Annotated in this window: 14 protein-coding genes; 6 read left to right on the plus strand and 8 right to left on the minus strand. The window is 69.4% G+C overall.

All coding sequences use genetic code 11. From position 1 onward, the window contains the following. Positions 1-1,380, minus strand: coding sequence for an FAD-dependent oxidoreductase (locus ACIBI9_RS56870; protein WP_397235770.1), 1,380 nt, complete (start codon positions 1,378-1,380; stop codon positions 1-3). Positions 1,381-1,751: 371 nt separating this feature from the next. On the opposite strand from ACIBI9_RS56870, the gene ACIBI9_RS56875 reads away from it, so the two are divergent. From ACIBI9_RS56875 to ACIBI9_RS56895, 5 genes are all read left to right on the plus strand, one after another. Beyond that, a complete protein-coding gene (locus ACIBI9_RS56875) occupies positions 1,752-2,981 on the plus strand; it encodes an MFS transporter (protein ID WP_397235771.1) in 1,230 nt (409 codons plus the stop codon). Beyond that, positions 2,978-4,987, plus strand: coding sequence for a prolyl oligopeptidase family serine peptidase (locus tag ACIBI9_RS56880; RefSeq protein ID WP_397235772.1), 2,010 nt, complete (start codon positions 2,978-2,980; stop codon positions 4,985-4,987). Before ACIBI9_RS56875 ends, ACIBI9_RS56880 begins: the two co-directional genes overlap by 4 nt. Positions 4,988-5,101: 114 nt before the next feature. Further along, positions 5,102-6,085, plus strand: a complete 984-nt coding sequence (locus ACIBI9_RS56885) for a TrmB family transcriptional regulator (protein WP_397235774.1) — start codon at positions 5,102-5,104, stop codon at positions 6,083-6,085. A 17-nt stretch (positions 6,086-6,102) separates the two neighbouring features. Further along, positions 6,103-8,673, plus strand: coding sequence for a class III lanthionine synthetase LanKC (gene lanKC, locus ACIBI9_RS56890; RefSeq protein WP_397235775.1), 2,571 nt, complete (start codon positions 6,103-6,105; stop codon positions 8,671-8,673). A gap of 133 nt (positions 8,674-8,806) precedes the next feature. Next, positions 8,807-9,145 carry a hypothetical protein gene (locus ACIBI9_RS56895; protein WP_397235776.1) on the plus strand — a complete coding sequence of 113 codons (339 nt, stop codon included), beginning with the start codon at positions 8,807-8,809 and terminating at the stop codon, positions 9,143-9,145. Between the two features lie 69 nt (positions 9,146-9,214). On the opposite strand, the gene ACIBI9_RS56900 is transcribed toward ACIBI9_RS56895, so the two are convergent. From ACIBI9_RS56900 to ACIBI9_RS56930, 7 genes are all read right to left on the minus strand, one after another. Further along, entirely contained in the window at positions 9,215-10,006 is a 792-nt protein-coding gene (locus ACIBI9_RS56900) for an ABC transporter permease (RefSeq protein WP_397235778.1), read from the minus strand. Beyond that, positions 10,003-10,932 carry an ABC transporter permease gene (locus ACIBI9_RS56905; RefSeq protein ID WP_397235779.1) on the minus strand — a complete coding sequence of 310 codons (930 nt, stop codon included), beginning with the start codon at positions 10,930-10,932 and terminating at the stop codon, positions 10,003-10,005. The genes ACIBI9_RS56900 and ACIBI9_RS56905 overlap by 4 nt, the downstream gene beginning before the upstream one ends. Next, positions 10,929-12,470, minus strand: coding sequence for an ABC transporter substrate-binding protein (locus ACIBI9_RS56910; RefSeq protein WP_397235780.1), 1,542 nt, complete (start codon positions 12,468-12,470; stop codon positions 10,929-10,931). Before ACIBI9_RS56910 ends, ACIBI9_RS56905 begins: the two co-directional genes overlap by 4 nt. 53 nt (positions 12,471-12,523) lie before the next feature. Next, complete coding sequence (locus ACIBI9_RS56915) at positions 12,524-13,315, minus strand: TIGR03943 family putative permease subunit (protein ID WP_397235781.1); 792 nt, start codon at positions 13,313-13,315, stop codon at positions 12,524-12,526. A gap of 6 nt (positions 13,316-13,321) precedes the next feature. Next, positions 13,322-14,005, minus strand: a complete 684-nt coding sequence (locus tag ACIBI9_RS56920; protein ID WP_397235782.1) for a TIGR03943 family putative permease subunit — start codon at positions 14,003-14,005, stop codon at positions 13,322-13,324. Further along, entirely contained in the window at positions 14,002-15,021 is a 1,020-nt protein-coding gene (locus ACIBI9_RS56925; protein WP_397235783.1) for a permease, read from the minus strand. Before ACIBI9_RS56925 ends, ACIBI9_RS56920 begins: the two co-directional genes overlap by 4 nt. 213 nt (positions 15,022-15,234) lie before the next feature. Further along, on the minus strand, positions 15,235-15,789 hold the full coding sequence (locus ACIBI9_RS56930) for a MerR family transcriptional regulator (RefSeq protein ID WP_397235784.1): 555 nt from the start codon (positions 15,787-15,789) through the stop codon (positions 15,235-15,237). Between the two features lie 95 nt (positions 15,790-15,884). Between ACIBI9_RS56930 and ACIBI9_RS56935 the strand changes: the two genes are divergently transcribed. Beyond that, positions 15,885-17,381 (plus strand): FAD-dependent monooxygenase, encoded by a 1,497-nt coding sequence (locus ACIBI9_RS56935; RefSeq protein ID WP_397235785.1) that lies wholly within the window; start codon positions 15,885-15,887, stop codon positions 17,379-17,381. Positions 17,382-17,510 lie beyond the last annotated feature (129 nt).

A 17,510-nucleotide genomic window follows, 5' to 3' on the forward strand; every position in this document is an offset into this window, starting at 1 on the left:
TCACCTTTCAGCTAGTTCGGGCAGAGAATCGAGTACGGATGGCGGAGCCTGGAGCGCCAGGACCTCAAGGGCTGTCCGCATGTGGTCCTTCAGCCGCGTCCGATCCGTGCTGTCGGCCGACGGCGCGTGCCAGGCCCGGCGGATCTCGCGAATCCGGTTCCACCTGCGCCGAGCCGCGGCGATGAGCTCGGCCACCTCCGGCGGCGGCTCCGCGTCCGGCCGGAGAAATCCCTGGACCACGCCCATCGCCCAATGGGGTGCGACCCAGTCGTGATAGGCGCGCATCATGACCGCTCGCTGACCCGCGAAGTCGCCTGGGTCGCGGGCGATGGCCTCGGCCAGCAGCTCCGCCTGGACGAGGCCGAGCCCCGCGCCTCGCGAGGTGAGCGGATTCAGCGCCGCCAGCGCGTCTCCGATCTGGTGGAGCCCGCACGGCCCTGGGAACGTGAACAGGCGAATCCTGCTCTTCAGAAATCCGAAATCCTGGATCGGCGCGAGCGGAACCGCGTCCCGCAGGCACGATCGCAGCCGCTCGGACGCCAGAGCCGCACGATACGACTCGAGCATGACTTCCCGGGCGGGTGGATGCCGGTCGCCGCGTAGGGCGACGAGGACCGAGGCGAAAGGCGGATCGTGCACGAACAGCCGGACGTGCACGACATCCCTGGACGGAGCAGGACTCCACAGCGCGACGGCGTCCTGCGCGGCGGCGAATCCCTCGTCGGTCAGCCGGAAGGGCTGGGAGGTGTAGTAGAGGTGCGATCTCATGCTGACGTACGGCGCGGCGGGCGCGAGCCGTGCGTGGACACCTGTCGCATCGATGACCAGCCGGGCGGGAAGGGCGGCCTTCGTGGTACGCACGCCGCGTACCCGCGCCCCGGGCTCATCTGCGGTCACCACGTCGAGCACCCGCTCGCCGAACCGAAGCGTCAGGGTGGGGAGGTCCCGCGCACAGGTGAGGAGGGCCCGCTCGAGCAAGGCACGGCGAAGGGCCATGAAGGCGGCCGGTGACTCGCCGGGATGTTCGACGGCGTCGCGGGCGCCCAGCTCGTAGACCTTGTGTGTCACGTCGGGCAGCGACCGCCGCAGGATGTCCCGTGCTCCCGCCATGAGCTGGTGGGGGCGCCGGGCGTGTGCCGCTCCGGCGCGAAGGGCGGGATATCCCTCGCGCCGGCCGAACGCCGCGCACTCGTCACGTTCGATGACCGTCACGGGCAGCCCGTGCCGGGCGAGCATCATCGCGACCGACATGCCGGTGAGACCGGCGCCGATAACGACGATTGCATTTTCGACTTTATTGGCAACCGATGTATCGACCACGAATTTCACATTAGCCGGTGGTTCGGCCGGGCCGCAGGTCCGGAAAATGACATGGCTCATGTCCGCTTGCTGACCGGAAAAACTCTTCCGCCGCGCACCGGGCGCCGGTGATGATGATTGGCAAGTGCCGTGAATTCAAAAAGAGGCTCACGGCATCCGACCGATCGAAAGGATCACAGGATGAACGACGTGCTGAAGCTGCAGATGCAGGCCAGCATCGACGCCGGCGACTCCGGCATCGAAGAGGACGCTCCCATCAGCACGCTGAGCTGGTCGCACTGCTCGAACGAGAACTAAATCGCCCGGGCGTGGGAGTCGTCGGCTCCCGCGCCCGGCCTTTCAAATCGCTCTTGCCGTACGAAGTCAAAAAGAAAGAATGGCGAGCTCTGACCATGGTGCACTTCAAGCGTGTTTCCGACCTTCGGCTTTACTTGGCAGGGCAGGCCGCCTCGGTCTTCGGCAGTAGCCTCACCGCCACCGCCTCGTCCGTGGTCGCCGTGATCAACCTGCATGCCACCCCGCGGGAAATCTCCTTGATCGTGGTCAGCACGACCCTGCCGGCCTTGCTGTTCGGGCCGATCTGCGGTGTCCTGGCGGATCGGATCATCCGGCCGCGCCGCATGCTCGTGCTGATCGACCTGCTCTGCGGCGGCGTGCTGCTCGCCTGTGCCGCCGCGGCCTTCACCGGCGCGCTGACGATCGCATGGCTGTGCGCGGTGAGCTTCCTGATCGGCCTGGCGGAGATCGTCGTCTTCGCCTTGTACTTCACCCATCTGCGCAGCCTCGACGATGTGGAGAACGTGGGGGCGGCGCGTGGACGGCTGCAGTCCTCCGAGATGATCTCGCGTGCTGTCGCAGGCACGATCGCCGGTCCTTTGCTGGCGACGCTGGGTGCCCCCCTGCTGTTCTTCCTGGACTCGTTGACCTACGCCTTCAGCGCCTCGTGCCTGCGGGCCCTGCGATCACCGGATCGGCGGTCGAGCAAACCCGAACCCAGGGCCGGGATCCTCCGCGAGATGCGCGCCGGGGTGTCGGTGATCCGCGCGCACCCGCTGTTGTCCGCCTTCGCGGCCTACGCGTTCCTGCTCAACGTGGCGACCCAGGGTACGCTCGCCCAGCGTGCCTTGTTCATGCTGGACACGCTGCACCTTCCCGTTGCCCTGTACAGCGCCCCCATGGTGGCCGCCACGCTCCTGGGCGCCGTGGGCTCGCTGGCGGCGCCCAAGCTGCTGGAGCGCGGCCAGTCGCCGCGTCGCCTCCTGCTGACGTGCTCGCTGGCCGCCGTTCTCGCGACCCTCGCGTTGCCGCTGGCCGGCGGGCCGCTCTGGGCGGTGCTGGCATTGGTCACGGTCGGCATCGGGCTGCCCGTGTTCTTCGGGGCGGCGGGCAACCTCGCGCTCATCACCATCCTGTCCGACGACATCGGGGACGAGTACTTCGGCCGGATGACCACGCTGCTCACCTCGGTCGTGACGCTCGCGAGCGCCATCGGCGCCCTCTTGGGCGGTGTGCTCGGGGAGCAGTTCGGCGTGCGCAACGGCATCTGGCTGTGCCAGGCCATCGCCCTCGTCGCGGTGACCATGCTCCTGGTCTCCGTGCGGCGGGGCCGTACGCGCGCGGGCGACTCTCCCGCTGATACGACGGCGGGGGTGCCTTCGTGAGATACCCGGATGCGCGGCGGGATCCGGTGATGGAGCGTTGTCACCGGCATCTCGTCGTGGACCCGTACCGCTGGCTGGAGGACCCGGACTCCGAGGACACCCGGCGATGGCTGCGGGAGCAGCAGGCGCTCAGCGTCGGCTATCTGGAGCGGCTGCCGGGCAGGCGACGGCTGAGCCGGATGTTACGCGACCTCGCCCCCCGGCCGTCGCGGTCGCCGACCAAGATCGCGGGCTCCCGCAGGTTCCGAGCCGGCCCCTTCGAACCCGACGGGCGCTGGACGCTACAGGTGCGGGAGCGGGCAGGATGGCGGACGGTCGTGGGTGTGACCGACCTTCATCCCCACGCCACCGTCGCGAGCTGGCAGCCGTCTCCCGCCGGAAGCCTCGTCGCGATCCAGGTCCTCGTGGCGGGTGCCGAGGACCGGACCCCCATGTCGCTGGTGGACGTGACCACCGGACGCATCGTGGAGGTCGTGTGCGGGACCCGGTACTCCCCGGTCGAGTGGCGCGCGGACGAACAGGCGTTCTTCTACACACGCGGCCACCTCGACCGGCCGGGTACGGGCGTCTACCACCACAAGGTCCGCGGCGACGTCACCGCGGACGAGCTCGTCATCGGCGATGAGGCGGCGACCACGCGCTACCACGTGGCGCTCTGGCGCGACCGCTGGCTGATCATCAGCATCCGGGACGGGACCGCGCGCGACACGCGGATGAGCGTCGCCGACGTACGAGCGGGCGGCCCCCTCCGGCCGCTACCGCTGGAGGCCGGATCCTCGGCCGTCGCCGTGGTGGACGACGACGACCGGCTGGTGGCCTCGGTCTCGACGGTCGGCGGTTTCGGGCAAGTGCTCGTCGCGGACCGGGCCGGCGACGGTTGGGGACCCTGGCGGATCCTCCTCCCCGAGAACACCTCCGACGTCCTGGCCGGCGTGACCCTCGCCCGCACCGAGCGAGGCCAACGACTGGTCACGTTGCGCAACCGGGACGGCGTCAGCCGGATGACCGTTCACGACGCGACGACGGGCTCCGCGCTCACTGAGGTCAGGCTGCCCGGTGACGGGACGGTGAGCTCGATCAGGCCGACGGACGATCCGGCCGTCCTGGCCCTCACCTATGCCGGTTGGGACACCCCGCCGTCGGCATGGCGGCTGGAGGTGCGTTCCGGTCGCGTGACCCCGTACGACGGGGCGCCGGCACGTCCGGACGTCGAGGTCAGCCGCCACGTCTACCACTCGGCCGACGGGACCGAGGTCCCGCTGACCATCCTGGCCGGGTGTGGCGCGGAGGGTCCCCGCCCCACCCTTCTGGCCGTCTATGGCGGCTTCGGCATTCCGGCCCGCCCGTCATTCCAGCCCGACCTGTTGTCGTGGGTCCTCAGTGGCGGGTATGTCGCGGTCGCCGGGATTCGAGGCGGCGGCGAGCGGGGCCGCAGATGGCACCAGGAGGGCAGTGGGGCGAACAAGGGGAATGCCCTCGCGGATCTGCACGCGGCCGGTGACTGGCTCGTCCGGCACGGTTGGACGCGGCGGGACCAGCTGGCCCTGCTCGGTGGCAGCAATGGCGGCCTCCTGGCCATGGCGGCCGCGGTTCAGCGGCCCGAGGCGTACGCGGTCGTGGGGTGCGCGGGCGCGCCGTTCGACATGATCCGTTATGAACGCTGGGGATTGGGCAAGGCGTGGCGCGAGGAGTACGGTTCCCCGGACGAGCCGGCGGGGCTCGAGGTGCTGTTGAGCTACTCGCCCTATCACAACGTGTCCGCCAGGCGTCGCCACCCCGCGATGATCTTGATTGCGGGGAGCAATGACACGCGCGTGGACCCTCTGCACTCCCGCAAGATGGCCGCCCAGTTGCAGCACGCGACGACGGGCGGCCCGGTCCTGCACTACGTGGTGGAGGGCGCGGGCCATACAGGAGCCCGCGGCGAGCAAGAGCTCTGGACGACGGCCGCCGCCCTCGCTTTCATCGCCAGACATACCGGATTGACGCTCGCAGACGACGTGTGACGAGCGGCGGCACGGCGATGGAACACGGTGGAACGGCGAGTCACGCCTATACCGATGAGGGGGCTCATCGGTATACATGGGGGTTACGTGAGTAAGGCCAACGACACCGGCGTCATGACGTTACGTGATCTCGGTTTCGACGAACTGACGGAACGAACCTACCGCGCACTGTTGCAGAAGCCCGAGCACGACCTGACGACCCTGGAGACCCAGGTCGGCGCGGCGGAAGACGATCTCAGAAATGCCCTGGCTCACCTCGTCGACCTGGGCGTCGCTCGAACGCACCCGGCCGCGCCGTCCGGGGTCGTCGCCGGCGATCCCACCGCGTCGCTGAGGCAGCTCATCGAGCGTAAAGAAGATGAGCTGCTGCGGAAGTACCGCAAGGTAGCGGGACTGCGAACCGAACTGGGCGCGCTCTCGGTGCTGGACGGGCGAGGGCCGGCAGGGCTGCGCGGCGGTGGACCGGGGGTCGAGAGGATCGACGGCATGCGGGACGTGCGCGAGCGGCTTCATGAGCTGTCGTCTCTGACCCGGGTGAGCATGTACTGCGTGCTGCAGGGCCAGCCTCGACCGGAGGTCGGCCGGGCACTCGATCTGCGCCTGCGCAGGGGGATCGACCTGCGGCTGATCCACGAGCGATCAGTGCTGGACGATGAGCAGAATCGGACCTATCTGCACCGGCTCATGACCGCGGGGGCACTGATCCGCGTGAGCGATCGGCGACTCGACCCGTTGATCGTCATGGATGAGCAGGTGGCCGTCGTGCCCATCGACCCGGAGAACCACGGACAGGGCGCGCTCGTCGTACGTCAGGTCGGCTTGCTGACCGGCTTCCTGCGGCTTTTCGACCGGCTCTGGGACGAGGCCCGTGAGCTGCCCCCGGATCTCCAGGACATCCCTCGGGAACCGGAATTGACCGACGACGATCGTCGGCTGCTCGAGCTCCTCGCGTCGGGCAACACCGACGAGGTGGCCGCTCGCCATTTCGGAGTATCGGTACGTCACCTGCGGCGGCGGATCGCCCGGCTGGCAGCGCGGCTGGAGGCGTCCAGCAGGTTCGAGGCAGGCGTCGCGGCGGTTCGACGCGGTTGGCTCTGAAGGAGAGGAATGCCACCATGCTGCAGCATCTTGCGTTCGCCCTGGCTCACGCGGATTACTACGAACCCCTTGACCTCGTCCATCCGGGCGTCCCGTACCGGCCCACCGTGGTGCCGGCGACCTGGAACCAATCGAGCAGGGACATCTGGACAGAATGGACCCCGCCCGGCGTCATGCTCCCCGACCAGGGGTGGAAGATCCACGTCTCCAGCGCCATCGAGAACGCGCAGCGGGTTCTGGACATCGTCGCCACCGTCTGTGTCGAGTTCTCCGTGCCGTTCAAGCATCTGGGCGGGAAGTCGTTCTTCCTCTGGGTCCACAACAAGCACGGAAACCGCGCGCAGAGCGGGAAGTTCTGCGCCGTGTACCCGCCGACCACGGAGGTCGCCCGCGAGCTGCTCATCCGGCTGGACCAGGATCTCGCCGGCTTCACCGGACCGTACATCCGCAGCGACCGGCGTTTCGGATCCTCGTCCTGCGTTTCCTACCGGTACGGCTCGTTCCGCGAACGATCCCAGCTGCAGGCCGACGGCACCCGGCAGCTCACCCTGCTCGACGCCGCCGGCCGGGAGATCCCGGACGAGCGGCGACCGGAATTCGTGCTCCCGCCGGGTGTGACCGACCCGTTCGCAGCCCCGCGCCACGATGAAGACGCCGACGAACCGGTCGGATTCGGCGGCTACACCTTCGAAGCGGTCCTCCAGCACAGCAACGCAGGCGGCGCCTACCGTGCCCGCGCGGCGGACGGCCGGCAGGTCTTCATCAAGGAGGCATGGGCCCACACCGGGTACGACGCGGACGCACGGGACGCACAACGGCGGCTGGAACAGGAATACGACACTCTCCGGACCCTGCACCGCAGGCACCCGGGGGTATGCCCGGAACCGATCGAGCTTTTCGCGCACTGGGAGAACACCTACCTGGTCACCGAGCTGGTTTCGGGGACGATGCTGAACAAGTGGGTCGTCGCGAACTCTCCGGTGATCAAGATCGGGCAGCCCCGGACAGCGTTCGCCGACTACTACCGCAAGTGCCTGGACATCCTCGGCCAGGTCGAGGAGACCATCGCGACGCTGCACGAGCTCGGGTACGTGTTCGTCGACGTCAACCCGAGGAACATCCTCGTCGACGACCAGCAGAGGGTCAGGCTGGTGGATTTCGAGGCCGCCCGCCCGATCACGGACCAAGTCGTCACGCCGCTGGGAGCACCGGGCTATCTTCCGCGCGAGGCGTATGAGGGCGAGCGGCCCACCGGCACGGCCTTGCACGCCCTCGACGCGTACGCCCTGTCGGCCGTGGCGCAGATGCTGGTGTTCCCGCTGCACCAGGTGGTCACACGCGCACCAGAAGTCCTCGACCACATGCGCCACGACCTCGCAGCGCTCGCATCGGTGCCGGACCGTCTCTGGGCCAGGGTGACGCGCTTCCATCGACGCCCCACACGGCCGAGACTGCCCGCGCCGGACGCGGTGGAACGCGAGCCGCTGGAATCACTGCGCTGGCTGCGCGACCAGACAACCGACGCGATCAAGGCAATGGCGCAGCCGGGCAATCCGCGCTGGGTCTACCCGACGACACCGGCCGGGTTCTCCTCGAACACCCGGTGCGTGGCGCACGGGACAGCGGGTGTGTTGCACGCCCTGCACGTTACCGAGCGCGGGGTCGACCCGGAGGTCGTCGTGCGGCTGCGGGACGAGTCGCTGGCGCAGCGCCACTCCACGCCGCCGGGACTGCTGTACGGCAACGCCGGCATCGCCTGGGTGCTGGCCGAGCTGGGCGAACTGGACGCCGCCGAGGAACTGCTCGCGGTCGCAGACCGGCATCCGCTGAGCCGCGCCTGCGCGACCTTCGGCGGCGGCGCGGCCGGCCTCGCCATGACACACATGTCCCTCTACGGTCACACCGGCGACGGCCGCCGGCTCACCCAGGCCAGGGAAATCCTCACCGCGATCCCCGACGGCGAGGCGCTGACCCGGCAGCTCGCCTCCGACGACGCCTCCGGCCTGGTGGGCGGCCGCCCGGGCATCGCGCTCGCCCTCTACTACCTGGCCCGCCTGACCGGTGACCGCAAGCCGCTGGAGCGCGGTCTCGGCCTGCTCCGCGACGAGCTACGCCACCAGCTTCCAGTGGAGACCGAGGCGCTGGGGTTCAGGGTGTCCGCCGCCGACTCGCGCAACATGCCCTATCTCTTCGCCGGAAGCGCGGGCTATGCGTCAGTCCTGTCCCGATACCTCACCGTCGTCGAGGACGCCGAACTCGCCGATGTGCTCGCTCGCTGCCTGCGTTACTGCACGGTACGGTTCACCGTCGGCGTGGGCCTGTTCCAGGGCCTGGCCGGGCTGACGCTCGCTCTCTCGCAGTCGGCGGATCTCCTTGGCGACCCCCACCTGCGTGGCGAGGCGATCAAGTCCGGTGCCGCGCTGTTCAAGTACGCGATCCCCAGCGATGACGGGGTCCGCTTCGTCGGTGACAGATTCCTGCAACTAAGCGCAGATTTGTGGAGCGGCTCAGCCGGCGTGCTGCTGGCGGTGCACCACCTCATGACCGCCACTCCCGACCCGCTGTTCACGCTCGATGATCGGTGCTGATCAGCGACTTCCTCGGCGTTGAGGACTTGGGCCGAGGGGGACGAGGAGGAACGGTATCAAGGGCGATCGTTCCCCTGAGTGGTTTCCACGCTTCACCACACGGCGATGCTCAGTGCTCGTCCCAGTGGTCCTCATGCTGCGCATGACGGTGGCCGTCATGGATGTAGTCCATGTGATCCTCGTGCGGCACCGCGACATGGCCGCACTCGGCCCCATGTCGATGATCGTGGTCGGTGTGGGTGCTGTGGCCATGAGGAGTGCAGTCGTCGGCGTGGTCATCGTGCAGGCGGTGCAGGTGTCCGTCGTGGACGTAGTCCACGTGGCCCTGATGTGGCACGGCCACGTGCCCGCACGTGGGGCCATGCTGGTGTTCCTCGTTGCTGTGGACTTGCGGATCGGCGGCAGTTGTCATGGTGCTGCCCTCCGTTGGGTAACCAGGCCTGACGTAGCAGGACGTACCCGGATGATGTGACCGCCTCCGTTATTTGTGCTCTATTGACCGGATAATGACCCAGTTGATCCGGCAGCGGCCGAATAATCCTCAATCGGGGCTCTGACCCGGCTCGTGACGGGCGTCCGCGACGAGCGCGACGGCCAGTCCGGTGATGGCGAGCGCGAGGGCGGGCGCGATCGCCAGGCGTGGCGAGGCGACCAGGAGCGGCGTGGCCTCGCTCACCATGCCGCCCCAGTCGGTCTCGGGTGGTGGCAGCCCGATGCCGAGGAAACTCAGCGAGGTGACGGCGATCAGCGTCCTGGCGAAGTCCGCGGTGGCGACGGTCAGGACGGGGCCTGCGATGTGCGGCCCGATGGTACGCCGGAGCAGGTAGAGCGGGGAGGCGCCGATGGCCCGCGTGGCCAGGACGTAGTCGGAGGAGGCCACCCGCCGGGTCGCCGTGTGGGCGACGAGGCCGCAGTTGACCCAGCCGAGTGGTACGAGGGCGGCCAGGACGGTGACGTACCCGGGCGGCAGCACGCCGGCCAGCGCGAGCGCCAGTGTGAGGCCGGGCAGGGCGAGCGCCGTGGTGGCGGCCAGACGCAGCAGCCGGTCAGGCAGGCCACCGGCGAGCCCCGCCGCGGTGCCGAACAATGTGCCGAGGACCGTGGTGATCGTCGTGATGGCCAGCGCGAACATCAGGGAGGTGCGGCCGGCCGCGGCGGTTCTGGTGAGGAGGTCGCGGCCGAGTTGGTCGGTGCCGAGCCAGTGTTCGGCGCTCGGCGGCAGGAGGGCGTCCTCCAGGTCGGGTAGGTACGGGTCGTACCCGGACAGCGTGGGGGTGAGCAGGCAGAACAGGACGACCAGGGCGAGCAGCGCGGTGCCGGCGCGGCCGGTCATCGGTGGCGCACCCGCGGGTCGGAGGCCGCCAGGCAGAGCTCGACCAGGGCCAGGACCAGCACGGTCGCGACCGCGACGACCAGCACGTACGCCTGCACGACGGGCAGGTCCCGCTGCCTGATCGCCGACACCGCGAGCTGCCCCACGCCCGGCCAGGAGAACAGCGTCTCCACCACCACCGCGCCGGCCAGCAGCTCCGCGAGCACCGTACCGGCCGCCGTGATGGCGTTCGGCGCGGCCACGCGGAGCGCGTGCACCATGATCGCGCGCCGGGACCGCACCCCCTTGGCGGTGGCGAGTTTGACGAACGGCAGCCGTAAGGCCTGGGCCAGGTCGGCCCGGAGCAGCCGCAGCAGCGTCGCGGCGCCCGCCAGGCCGAGGGTGACGGCGGGGAGCACCACGGCGCCGGGGCTGTCCGCCCCGCCCGTGGGCAGTGCGCGCAAGCCGACCGCGACGACGCTGATCAGCAGGATCCCCACGATGTAGGGCGGGATGCCGGCGATCGCCACCGTCGCGAGCACGATGGCGCGGCTGTCGAAGGCCCTCGGTCTGAAGACGGCCCTGATGGAGGCGAGCACGGCGAGTACGACCGCGACCACCGCCGCCGCTCCCGCCAGCCGCAGTGTCGCCGGAACCCGCGAGAGGATCTCGGCGGCGACGGGGGAGCGGTCGGTGTAGGAGTGTCCCAGGTCGCCGCGCAGCACGGCGAGCAGCCATCGCAGGTACTGGGTGAACAGCGGCTGGTCGAGACCGAGCTCGGCGCGCAGTGCCGCCACGCTGCGCGCCGTCGGCTGGATGCCGCCGCGCCGCAGGATCTCCTCGGCCGGATCGCCCGGCGCGAGCGAGGTGAGCAGGAAGACCAGCACCGACAGCCCCAGCAGCACGAGCACGAGCTCGGCGGCGCGCCGCAGGACGGTGGCCGTCACCTCAGGGGAGCCAGCTTGCCCAGATCGACCACGTACGCCACGCTCTGCGCCACCCCGCCGACCTTACTCGTCGTCACGATGGGATTGTCCTGGTACGCGAGCGGGATCATCGGGCGGTCGGTGGCGAGCAGCCGCTGGACCCGGTGGTAGAGGTCGCGCCGCCGGGCCGGGTCGGTCTGTGTCGCGGCCTGGTCGATCAGGTCGTCGAACTCGGGGTTGCGGTAGCCGAGCTTGCGCTCCACGTTCCAGGAGGCGTCGGAGCGCAGGAACCGGCGGAACAGGTAGTCGGCGTCGCCGTTGGGCACGCTGTACGCGCTGAGGAAGAGATCGTAGTCCCCGGCCTCCATCACGGACTTGGTGGCCTCGGCCACGGTCACCTTCGCGGGCAGGCCCGCCTGCTCCAAGGCCGCGCGCAGCACCTCGGCGATGTCGGTGTAGGGGAACTGGCCGGTCTCGGCCGAGGAGATCAGGATGTTCACCGGCTCGGCAGGCGCTCCTGCGGTGGTGACCAGCTCACGAGCCTTGCCCGGGTCGTACCGCACGGTTGAGCCCGGCTCGGCGAGGTCGCCGAAAACCGGCGACAGGAACCCGGCACCCGCGCGGGCCGTGCCGGCGAGAAGCTTGCCGGCGATGGCCTGCCGATCGATCACCAGGTCGGCCGCCTCGCGCAGGCGGGGATCGGAGAACGGCTTCCGCGAGGCGTTGAAGGTCAGGTAGTGCGTCAGCACCGAGGGGCTGCGAACGACTCGGAAGTCCCCGGCGACCGCCGCGACCTGCCCCGGCAGCAGCGCGCCCTTGTCGATCAGCCCGTCCACCTCGCCGGCACGCAACGCCGCGATCCGCGCGTTGGCGTCCGGGATCACCCTGACCACGATCTTCTTGTAGGCCGGGGCGGCGCCGTAGTAGTGCGGGTTGGCGGCAAGCTCGGCCCGCTGCCCCTTGACCCAGTTCACCAGCGTGTACGGCCCCGTCCCCACCGGCTTGCCGGCGAAGTCGCCCGAGGACGTGAACGCCTTCGGCGACTGGACCATGCTGTAGAAGCCCGCCAGCCTGCTCGGCAGGTCGGCCACCGGCTGGTCCAGGACGAACGTCACCTTGCCGCCCTCGGCCCGGACCTCGCCGAGCTTGCCGTACGCCGCCTCCATACCGGCGTCCAGGCTGAAGAACGCCGACTGGCGGGGCGCGATCCGCAGGAACCGCTTGATGCTGGCGACCACCGAATCGGCGGTCAACGGGGTGCCGTCGCTGAACCGTACGCCGTCGCGCAGCGTGAACGTCCAGCGCCGCCCCCGGTCCGCGCTGTCCCAGCCGGTTGCCAGCGCCGGAACGGGCCTCAGCTTGTCATCGACGGTCACCAAGGGCTCCCACACGCGTAACGTCTGGTGCGTGTAGTACGGATCCGCGGGGCCGGCGACGAGGTCGCGCGGGGCGGCCAGGGTCAGCTGCCGGTCGTTCCCGCCTGGGGGTTCCTGGCCGCCGCACCCCGCGAGGAGCACTCCCAAGAGCGTCGCCAGCATGATCGCGGCTCGTTTTCGCATCCCGATCTCCGATCCAGAGGCTCGTGTTCAGGTATAAACGATAACCGTATTCATTACTCGTACGGCTCGGTGGGCGGGGATACCGGGTGGACATCGGAAGCCGTCACCGCCGGTACGTACGTGTCCGACGGCCGGCCCTTCCTGGGGATCCACGTGCCGGTGACCCGTACCCAGGTGTCTGTTGCCGGGGCGGGGGCTCCTCTGACGATGACCTTCATGGTGAGGGCGTCGGCGGCGCAGCAGCTGATCCGCATGCGAGCGATGTACCACTCGCCCTTGTCGGGAGACGGCAAGACGAACCCGGTCAGGCGGACGGTCTTGCCGGCGAGCGATCCGCTCGGCTCGTACCAGGCCCGGTCAGCGAATTCGGCCAGGCTCAGTACGTTCACACGGTCGCTCTTGAGCGGTTTGACGGGTTGGACGTTCACGAGGGTCGGCGGGGGCGGTGGAGGGGCCTGCTGGGCGGCGTACGAGCCGAGGGCGGGCGGAGCGATCAGAAAGATCGCGGCGATCGGAGCCGTCAGGAGCCACGCCACCCTGCCGCCTTCCCCGTGTTCGTGGCCGGGTGAGCAGGCCTGCCCAGGGGTGGCGGGCTCGCGGCCGGTCAACTGTGCCAGGTGGGCGTCCTCGGCGAGGCGGGCGTGCGTGAGACGCGCCTGCCGCGTGGAGCGGATGCTCTTGCGGCGCTCCTCGATCGGAGTGGCCACTGCCAGGATGACCAGCACCGCGCCCGCCGCGATCAGCAGAGGCCGGAAACCTGGCTTGACGTAGTTGGTGAAGTCTGTGGAGAAGGCGGAGATCTTCAACAGTGCTCCGCCGAGCAGGAGGAGTAGCAGGCTCTTCATGGGGAATTATTCGTAAGGTTCCGCTGGTTGCGGGATGGCGCTGACTCCGGTGGCGTTCAGAGCCGGCGGTTCGTAGTCATCGGGAACGCCCCCTTTCCACGGGATCCACGTGCCGGTGACCCGCACCCAGGCGTTCTCCTCGGGCGAGGGCACGCCGTGCACGGCGACCTCCAAGGCCATCGCGTCGGCGGCGCAGCAGTTGATCCGCATCCTGGTGACGTACCAGCCGGTCTTGGACGGTACGGCGAAGCCGGTCAGCCTGACCTCCCTGCCCGTGAGCGAGGAACCTGACGGTGCGTAGGCCCGCCCGATGAACTCGCCCAGCGTCAGCTCCGTCACCCCGCCCCGGCCGAGCGCCCCGTAGCTTGCAGTACGGGATGGCGCGGGAGCGCCGTCGTCGAGCCTGGCCGCGAACGAGCCGAGTGCGGGAGGCGCGATCATCACGATCGCGAACACGGGCGCGGCCAGCAACCACGCCACCCGCGGAACGTGGCCGTGGGCGCCGGGCCTGCCCAGCCAGCCCTGGACGACAGAGAGCAGGCCCAGACCCACCAGGACCGCACCGGCTCCCACGAGCAGCGGCCGGAAGCCGGGTTTGACGTAGTTGACGTACGTCGTGGAGAACGCGGAGATGGTCAACAGCACGGCGCCGAGGATCACCAGGAGAGCCCCCTGCGTCTGGCGGTTCACAGCAGCGCCCAGCCTGAGACGAAGCTGACGCCGATCGCCAGGACCAGCGTGAGCGGCACGAAACGCCAGGTGAAAGCCCGTCCGAAGGTGCCCGCCTGGAGCGCGATGAGCTTCAGGTCCACCATGGGCCCGACCACCAGGAATGCCAGCTTGGCCGTCGGGGAGAACGCCGTGAGCGAGGCCGCCACGAACGCGTCGGCCTCCGAGCAGATCGACAGCAGCACCGCCAGCAGGGCCAGCACAAGCACGGACACGACCGGTACTCCGGCCACCGTGGTCAGCCACGTCCGGGGGATCACCACGTTCAGGGTCGCCGCGGCCAGGGCGCCGACCACCAGGAATCCGCCGGCGTGCATCAGGTCGTGGCGCATCGCGTCCAGGAAGGCGTTCACCTTGCTCTGCCCGGCCTCGGCCGTGCGACGAGGTGTCGGCAGCCACTCGCCCCGCCCGAACCGCGCCCAGATCCACCCGGCCAGCACCGCGACCGCCAGCGAGGCGGCGAACCGCGCGACCACCATCGAAGGGTCGTTCGGAAAGGCCACCGCGGTGGCCACCAGCACCACCGGGTTGATCGCCGGCGAGGCCAGCAGAAATGCCAGGGCCGCGGGCGGAGCCACGCCCCGGGCCATCAGCCCCGAGGCCACCGGCACGGACGCGCACTCGCAGCCGGGCAGCACCGCCCCGGCGACGCCGGCGATGGGCACCGCCGCATAGGTACGCCGTGGCAGCGCCCTGGTCCAGAACGACGCGGGTACGAACGCGGTGATGGCCGCCGACAGCGCCACCCCGAACACCAGGAACGGCAGCGCCTGCACGCACACCGCCACGAACACCGTCGCCCACGTCTGCAACGCCGGATCTGTCAGGTACGGCGCCAGCACGAACCGGCCCACCACCAGCAGGGCCACCAGAGCGATGAACGCCCATGGCAGCCGGATCCCAGCGGAGTCCTTCCTGACATGCGGCGGGAAGTGGTCCTCCTGGCCTGGCAGGTCCGCCGTGCTCGGCTGCGTCATCGTCCTCCCCGCCTGGCGCGAGCGCTCGTGCTGGAACGCGGTAGCAGAGTAGCGGTTGCCATGGCAGCGATGGACCGCCTCCGAAGAACGTCTCCAGCCGCCGTCGGGCCGTCTTTCGGCGTTCCAGACAGCTGGGAATCACGGCTTTCCCGTGGTCCATAGGGTCGCCGCCGCCGTCGCGGAAGCCGAACTGGTGCGACGCCGCCGGGCACGCTAAGCCGTGCTCTTGGGGTCTGACGTGCCTTTTTTGGGCGGTGGCTGGGGGCCTTGGCGTCGCCGTATCGATGTCGGCGGCCGGCGGCGGCCGCCTTGTACCGGGCCTCGCCGTTGCTCTGTCGAGGCAGCGAGCGCGGCGAGTGCGTGGTCGACGGCTTGGCCGAGTTCGGTGCGGAGGTGGGCGCATTCTCGGACCGGGTCTGTCCTCGGGCAGGTCAGCAGGTGTTCCAGGAGCAGCTGGGCGGCCTGCAGGTCATCGATCCGGCTCTTGATCGCCCCGATTGAGGCGATCAGGACCTCACGGCCTGAGGGCTGATCCGCTGCCGGGCTTTCGGCGATCAGGGTGGCGGTGTCGGCCAGGCTGACCAGACCGCGCTGATGCAGGCGCTGGATGAGCGCGAGCCGGCGGAGTTCAGCGTGGCCGTAGTGGCGCACCTTCCCACGTCGTTCGGCGGCGGGGAGAAGCCCCAGCTCGTCGTAGTAACGCAGCGTCGATACCGGCACGTCGAAGCAGCGGGCGACGTGGCTGATCGAGTAGCGCTCGTCTGTCATGGCTCCATGTTGCGCTCAAGTCGACTTGAGCGTGCAGAGTGGTCGCCAGTCACCCCGGAAAATCGACCAGGGAGCAGGCGATGCGTACTGAGGATGTGCCGGTGCTGGTGGTGGGCGGCGGGCCGGTCGGGTTGTCGACGGGGCTGTTCCTGGCCCACTGGGGCGTCCGGTCTCTGGTCATCGAGAAGCGGGACGCGATCTCGGCGGTGCCGCGGGCGAGCACGAGCCTGCGCACGCTGGAGGTGTTCCGCTCGGTCGGCCTTGGGCCGGCGCTGGAGAAGGTCGGCTGGGAGGGTGGCACGCCGATGCGGATGGTCTTCAAAGACCGAGGGCTCGGCAACACCCTTCACCGAGGAGGGCTGCCACCGCGGTACTCCAGGAGGCTTGAAACCTGCAGCCCGGTGAATCCACGCCTTGTCATGACCCACGACCAGGTACAGCGCTTGGCACTGGACGAACTGCACCGCCGCGGCGGTGCCGTCCAGTTCGGCGCCCGGCTGGTCGGCCTCGTGCCCGACGCCGATCATGTGCGCGCGCGGGTTGTCGACGTCGCCACGGGCGAGAAGTGGGAGGTCAGGGCCGGCTACGTCGTCGGCGCGGACGGGGCGAACAGCGACGTGCGCGGACTTCTGGGGATCACTATGCCCGACCGTGAGGCCATCGGGCGGCTCAACACCGCGTTCTTCCGCGCCGATCTCGGGCCGGTCCTGCGGGAGTGGGGAACGAACATGTGCTTCGTGCGCAACGAGCAGGTGTACGCCACGTTGATGTCGAAGAACGGGCGGGATCAGTGGTCCTCGCACATCATGGATTATCCCGGCAAACCCGATCATCCGGCGGATCTGACCGAGGCCATGACCATTGCGCTGCTGAGGGCCGCGATCGGTGATGAGACGATCCCGGTCGAGCTGCACGCGGTCAATGCCTGGGAGGCCGCCATCGGCTTGGCCTCTTCCTTTCAAAAGGGCCGGGTCTTCCTGGCCGGCGACGCCGCCCACGTACAGAGTTCGGCGGGCGGGCTCGGCATGAACACTGGAATCCAGGACGGCCACAACCTCGCCTGGAAAATCGCCGATGTCCTGCACGGGCGATTCACCTCCGCGCTCCTGGACACCTATGAGGCCGAACGCCGTGCCGCCGCCGAGGCGTCCCTGGCCCTCTCCCGTGCAATGCATCAGGGCTATCAGTCGCTGGAGGAGGACCCGAACGACCTGTACGAGAAGATCGCCGTCGACTACCTGCGCGGCATGATGTTCTACGCCTACCACTCGCGTGACAGCTCCGAATCAGATGTCTTGGACGACGTCATCCGTCCCGGCTGCCGATTCCCGCACCGTTGGGTGTACACCGCCGGAACCGGCCGGGCTTCCACGCTGGACCTGGTCGGCTCGCGCTGGACCCTGTTCGCCGGGCTGGGCGACCGCCGATGGTCGCCGGTGGCCACGTCACTCGGTATGGACCTGCTCAACCACGACCTCGACGTCGTGGATGAGGCCGTGCTGGTGAGACCCGACGGTTTCGTGGCCTGGCGCGGCACCACAGAAGAGTCCCTCCAGGAGACCCTGCGCGGCTTGGGGCGGCAGCACAAATAGGACAGCGGCCATCGAAGCAACGAGGACCCGCGGCGATGGCGTGATGGACCGCGACGGCTCCCGGGTGGCGGTGCAGCAGCCGATCGACCGCGGCGACCCGGGCACTGCCGTACAGGCCCCCGACCAGCG

The sequence above is a fragment of the Nonomuraea sp. NPDC050451 genome (assembly GCF_044458585.1).

Excerpts from the sequence above, each read along its gene's own strand:
- ACIBI9_RS56870 (WP_397235770.1), bottom strand. The coding sequence starts at position 1,380 with ATGAGCCATGTCATTTTCCGGACCTGCGGCCCGGCCGAACCACCGGCT.
- ACIBI9_RS56885 (WP_397235774.1), top strand. The coding sequence starts at position 5,102 with ATGACGTTACGTGATCTCGGTTTCGACGAACTGACGGAACGAACCTAC.
- lanKC (WP_397235775.1), top strand. The coding sequence starts at position 6,103 with ATGCTGCAGCATCTTGCGTTCGCCCTGGCTCACGCGGATTACTACGAA.
- ACIBI9_RS56895 (WP_397235776.1), top strand. The coding sequence starts at position 8,807 with ATGCTGCGCATGACGGTGGCCGTCATGGATGTAGTCCATGTGATCCTC.
- ACIBI9_RS56900 (WP_397235778.1), bottom strand. The coding sequence starts at position 10,006 with ATGACCGGCCGCGCCGGCACCGCGCTGCTCGCCCTGGTCGTCCTGTTC.
- ACIBI9_RS56910 (WP_397235780.1), bottom strand. The coding sequence starts at position 12,470 with ATGCGAAAACGAGCCGCGATCATGCTGGCGACGCTCTTGGGAGTGCTC.
- ACIBI9_RS56915 (WP_397235781.1), bottom strand. The coding sequence starts at position 13,315 with ATGAAGAGCCTGCTACTCCTCCTGCTCGGCGGAGCACTGTTGAAGATC.
- ACIBI9_RS56925 (WP_397235783.1), bottom strand. The coding sequence starts at position 15,021 with ATGACGCAGCCGAGCACGGCGGACCTGCCAGGCCAGGAGGACCACTTC.
- ACIBI9_RS56930 (WP_397235784.1), bottom strand. The coding sequence starts at position 15,789 with ATGACAGACGAGCGCTACTCGATCAGCCACGTCGCCCGCTGCTTCGAC.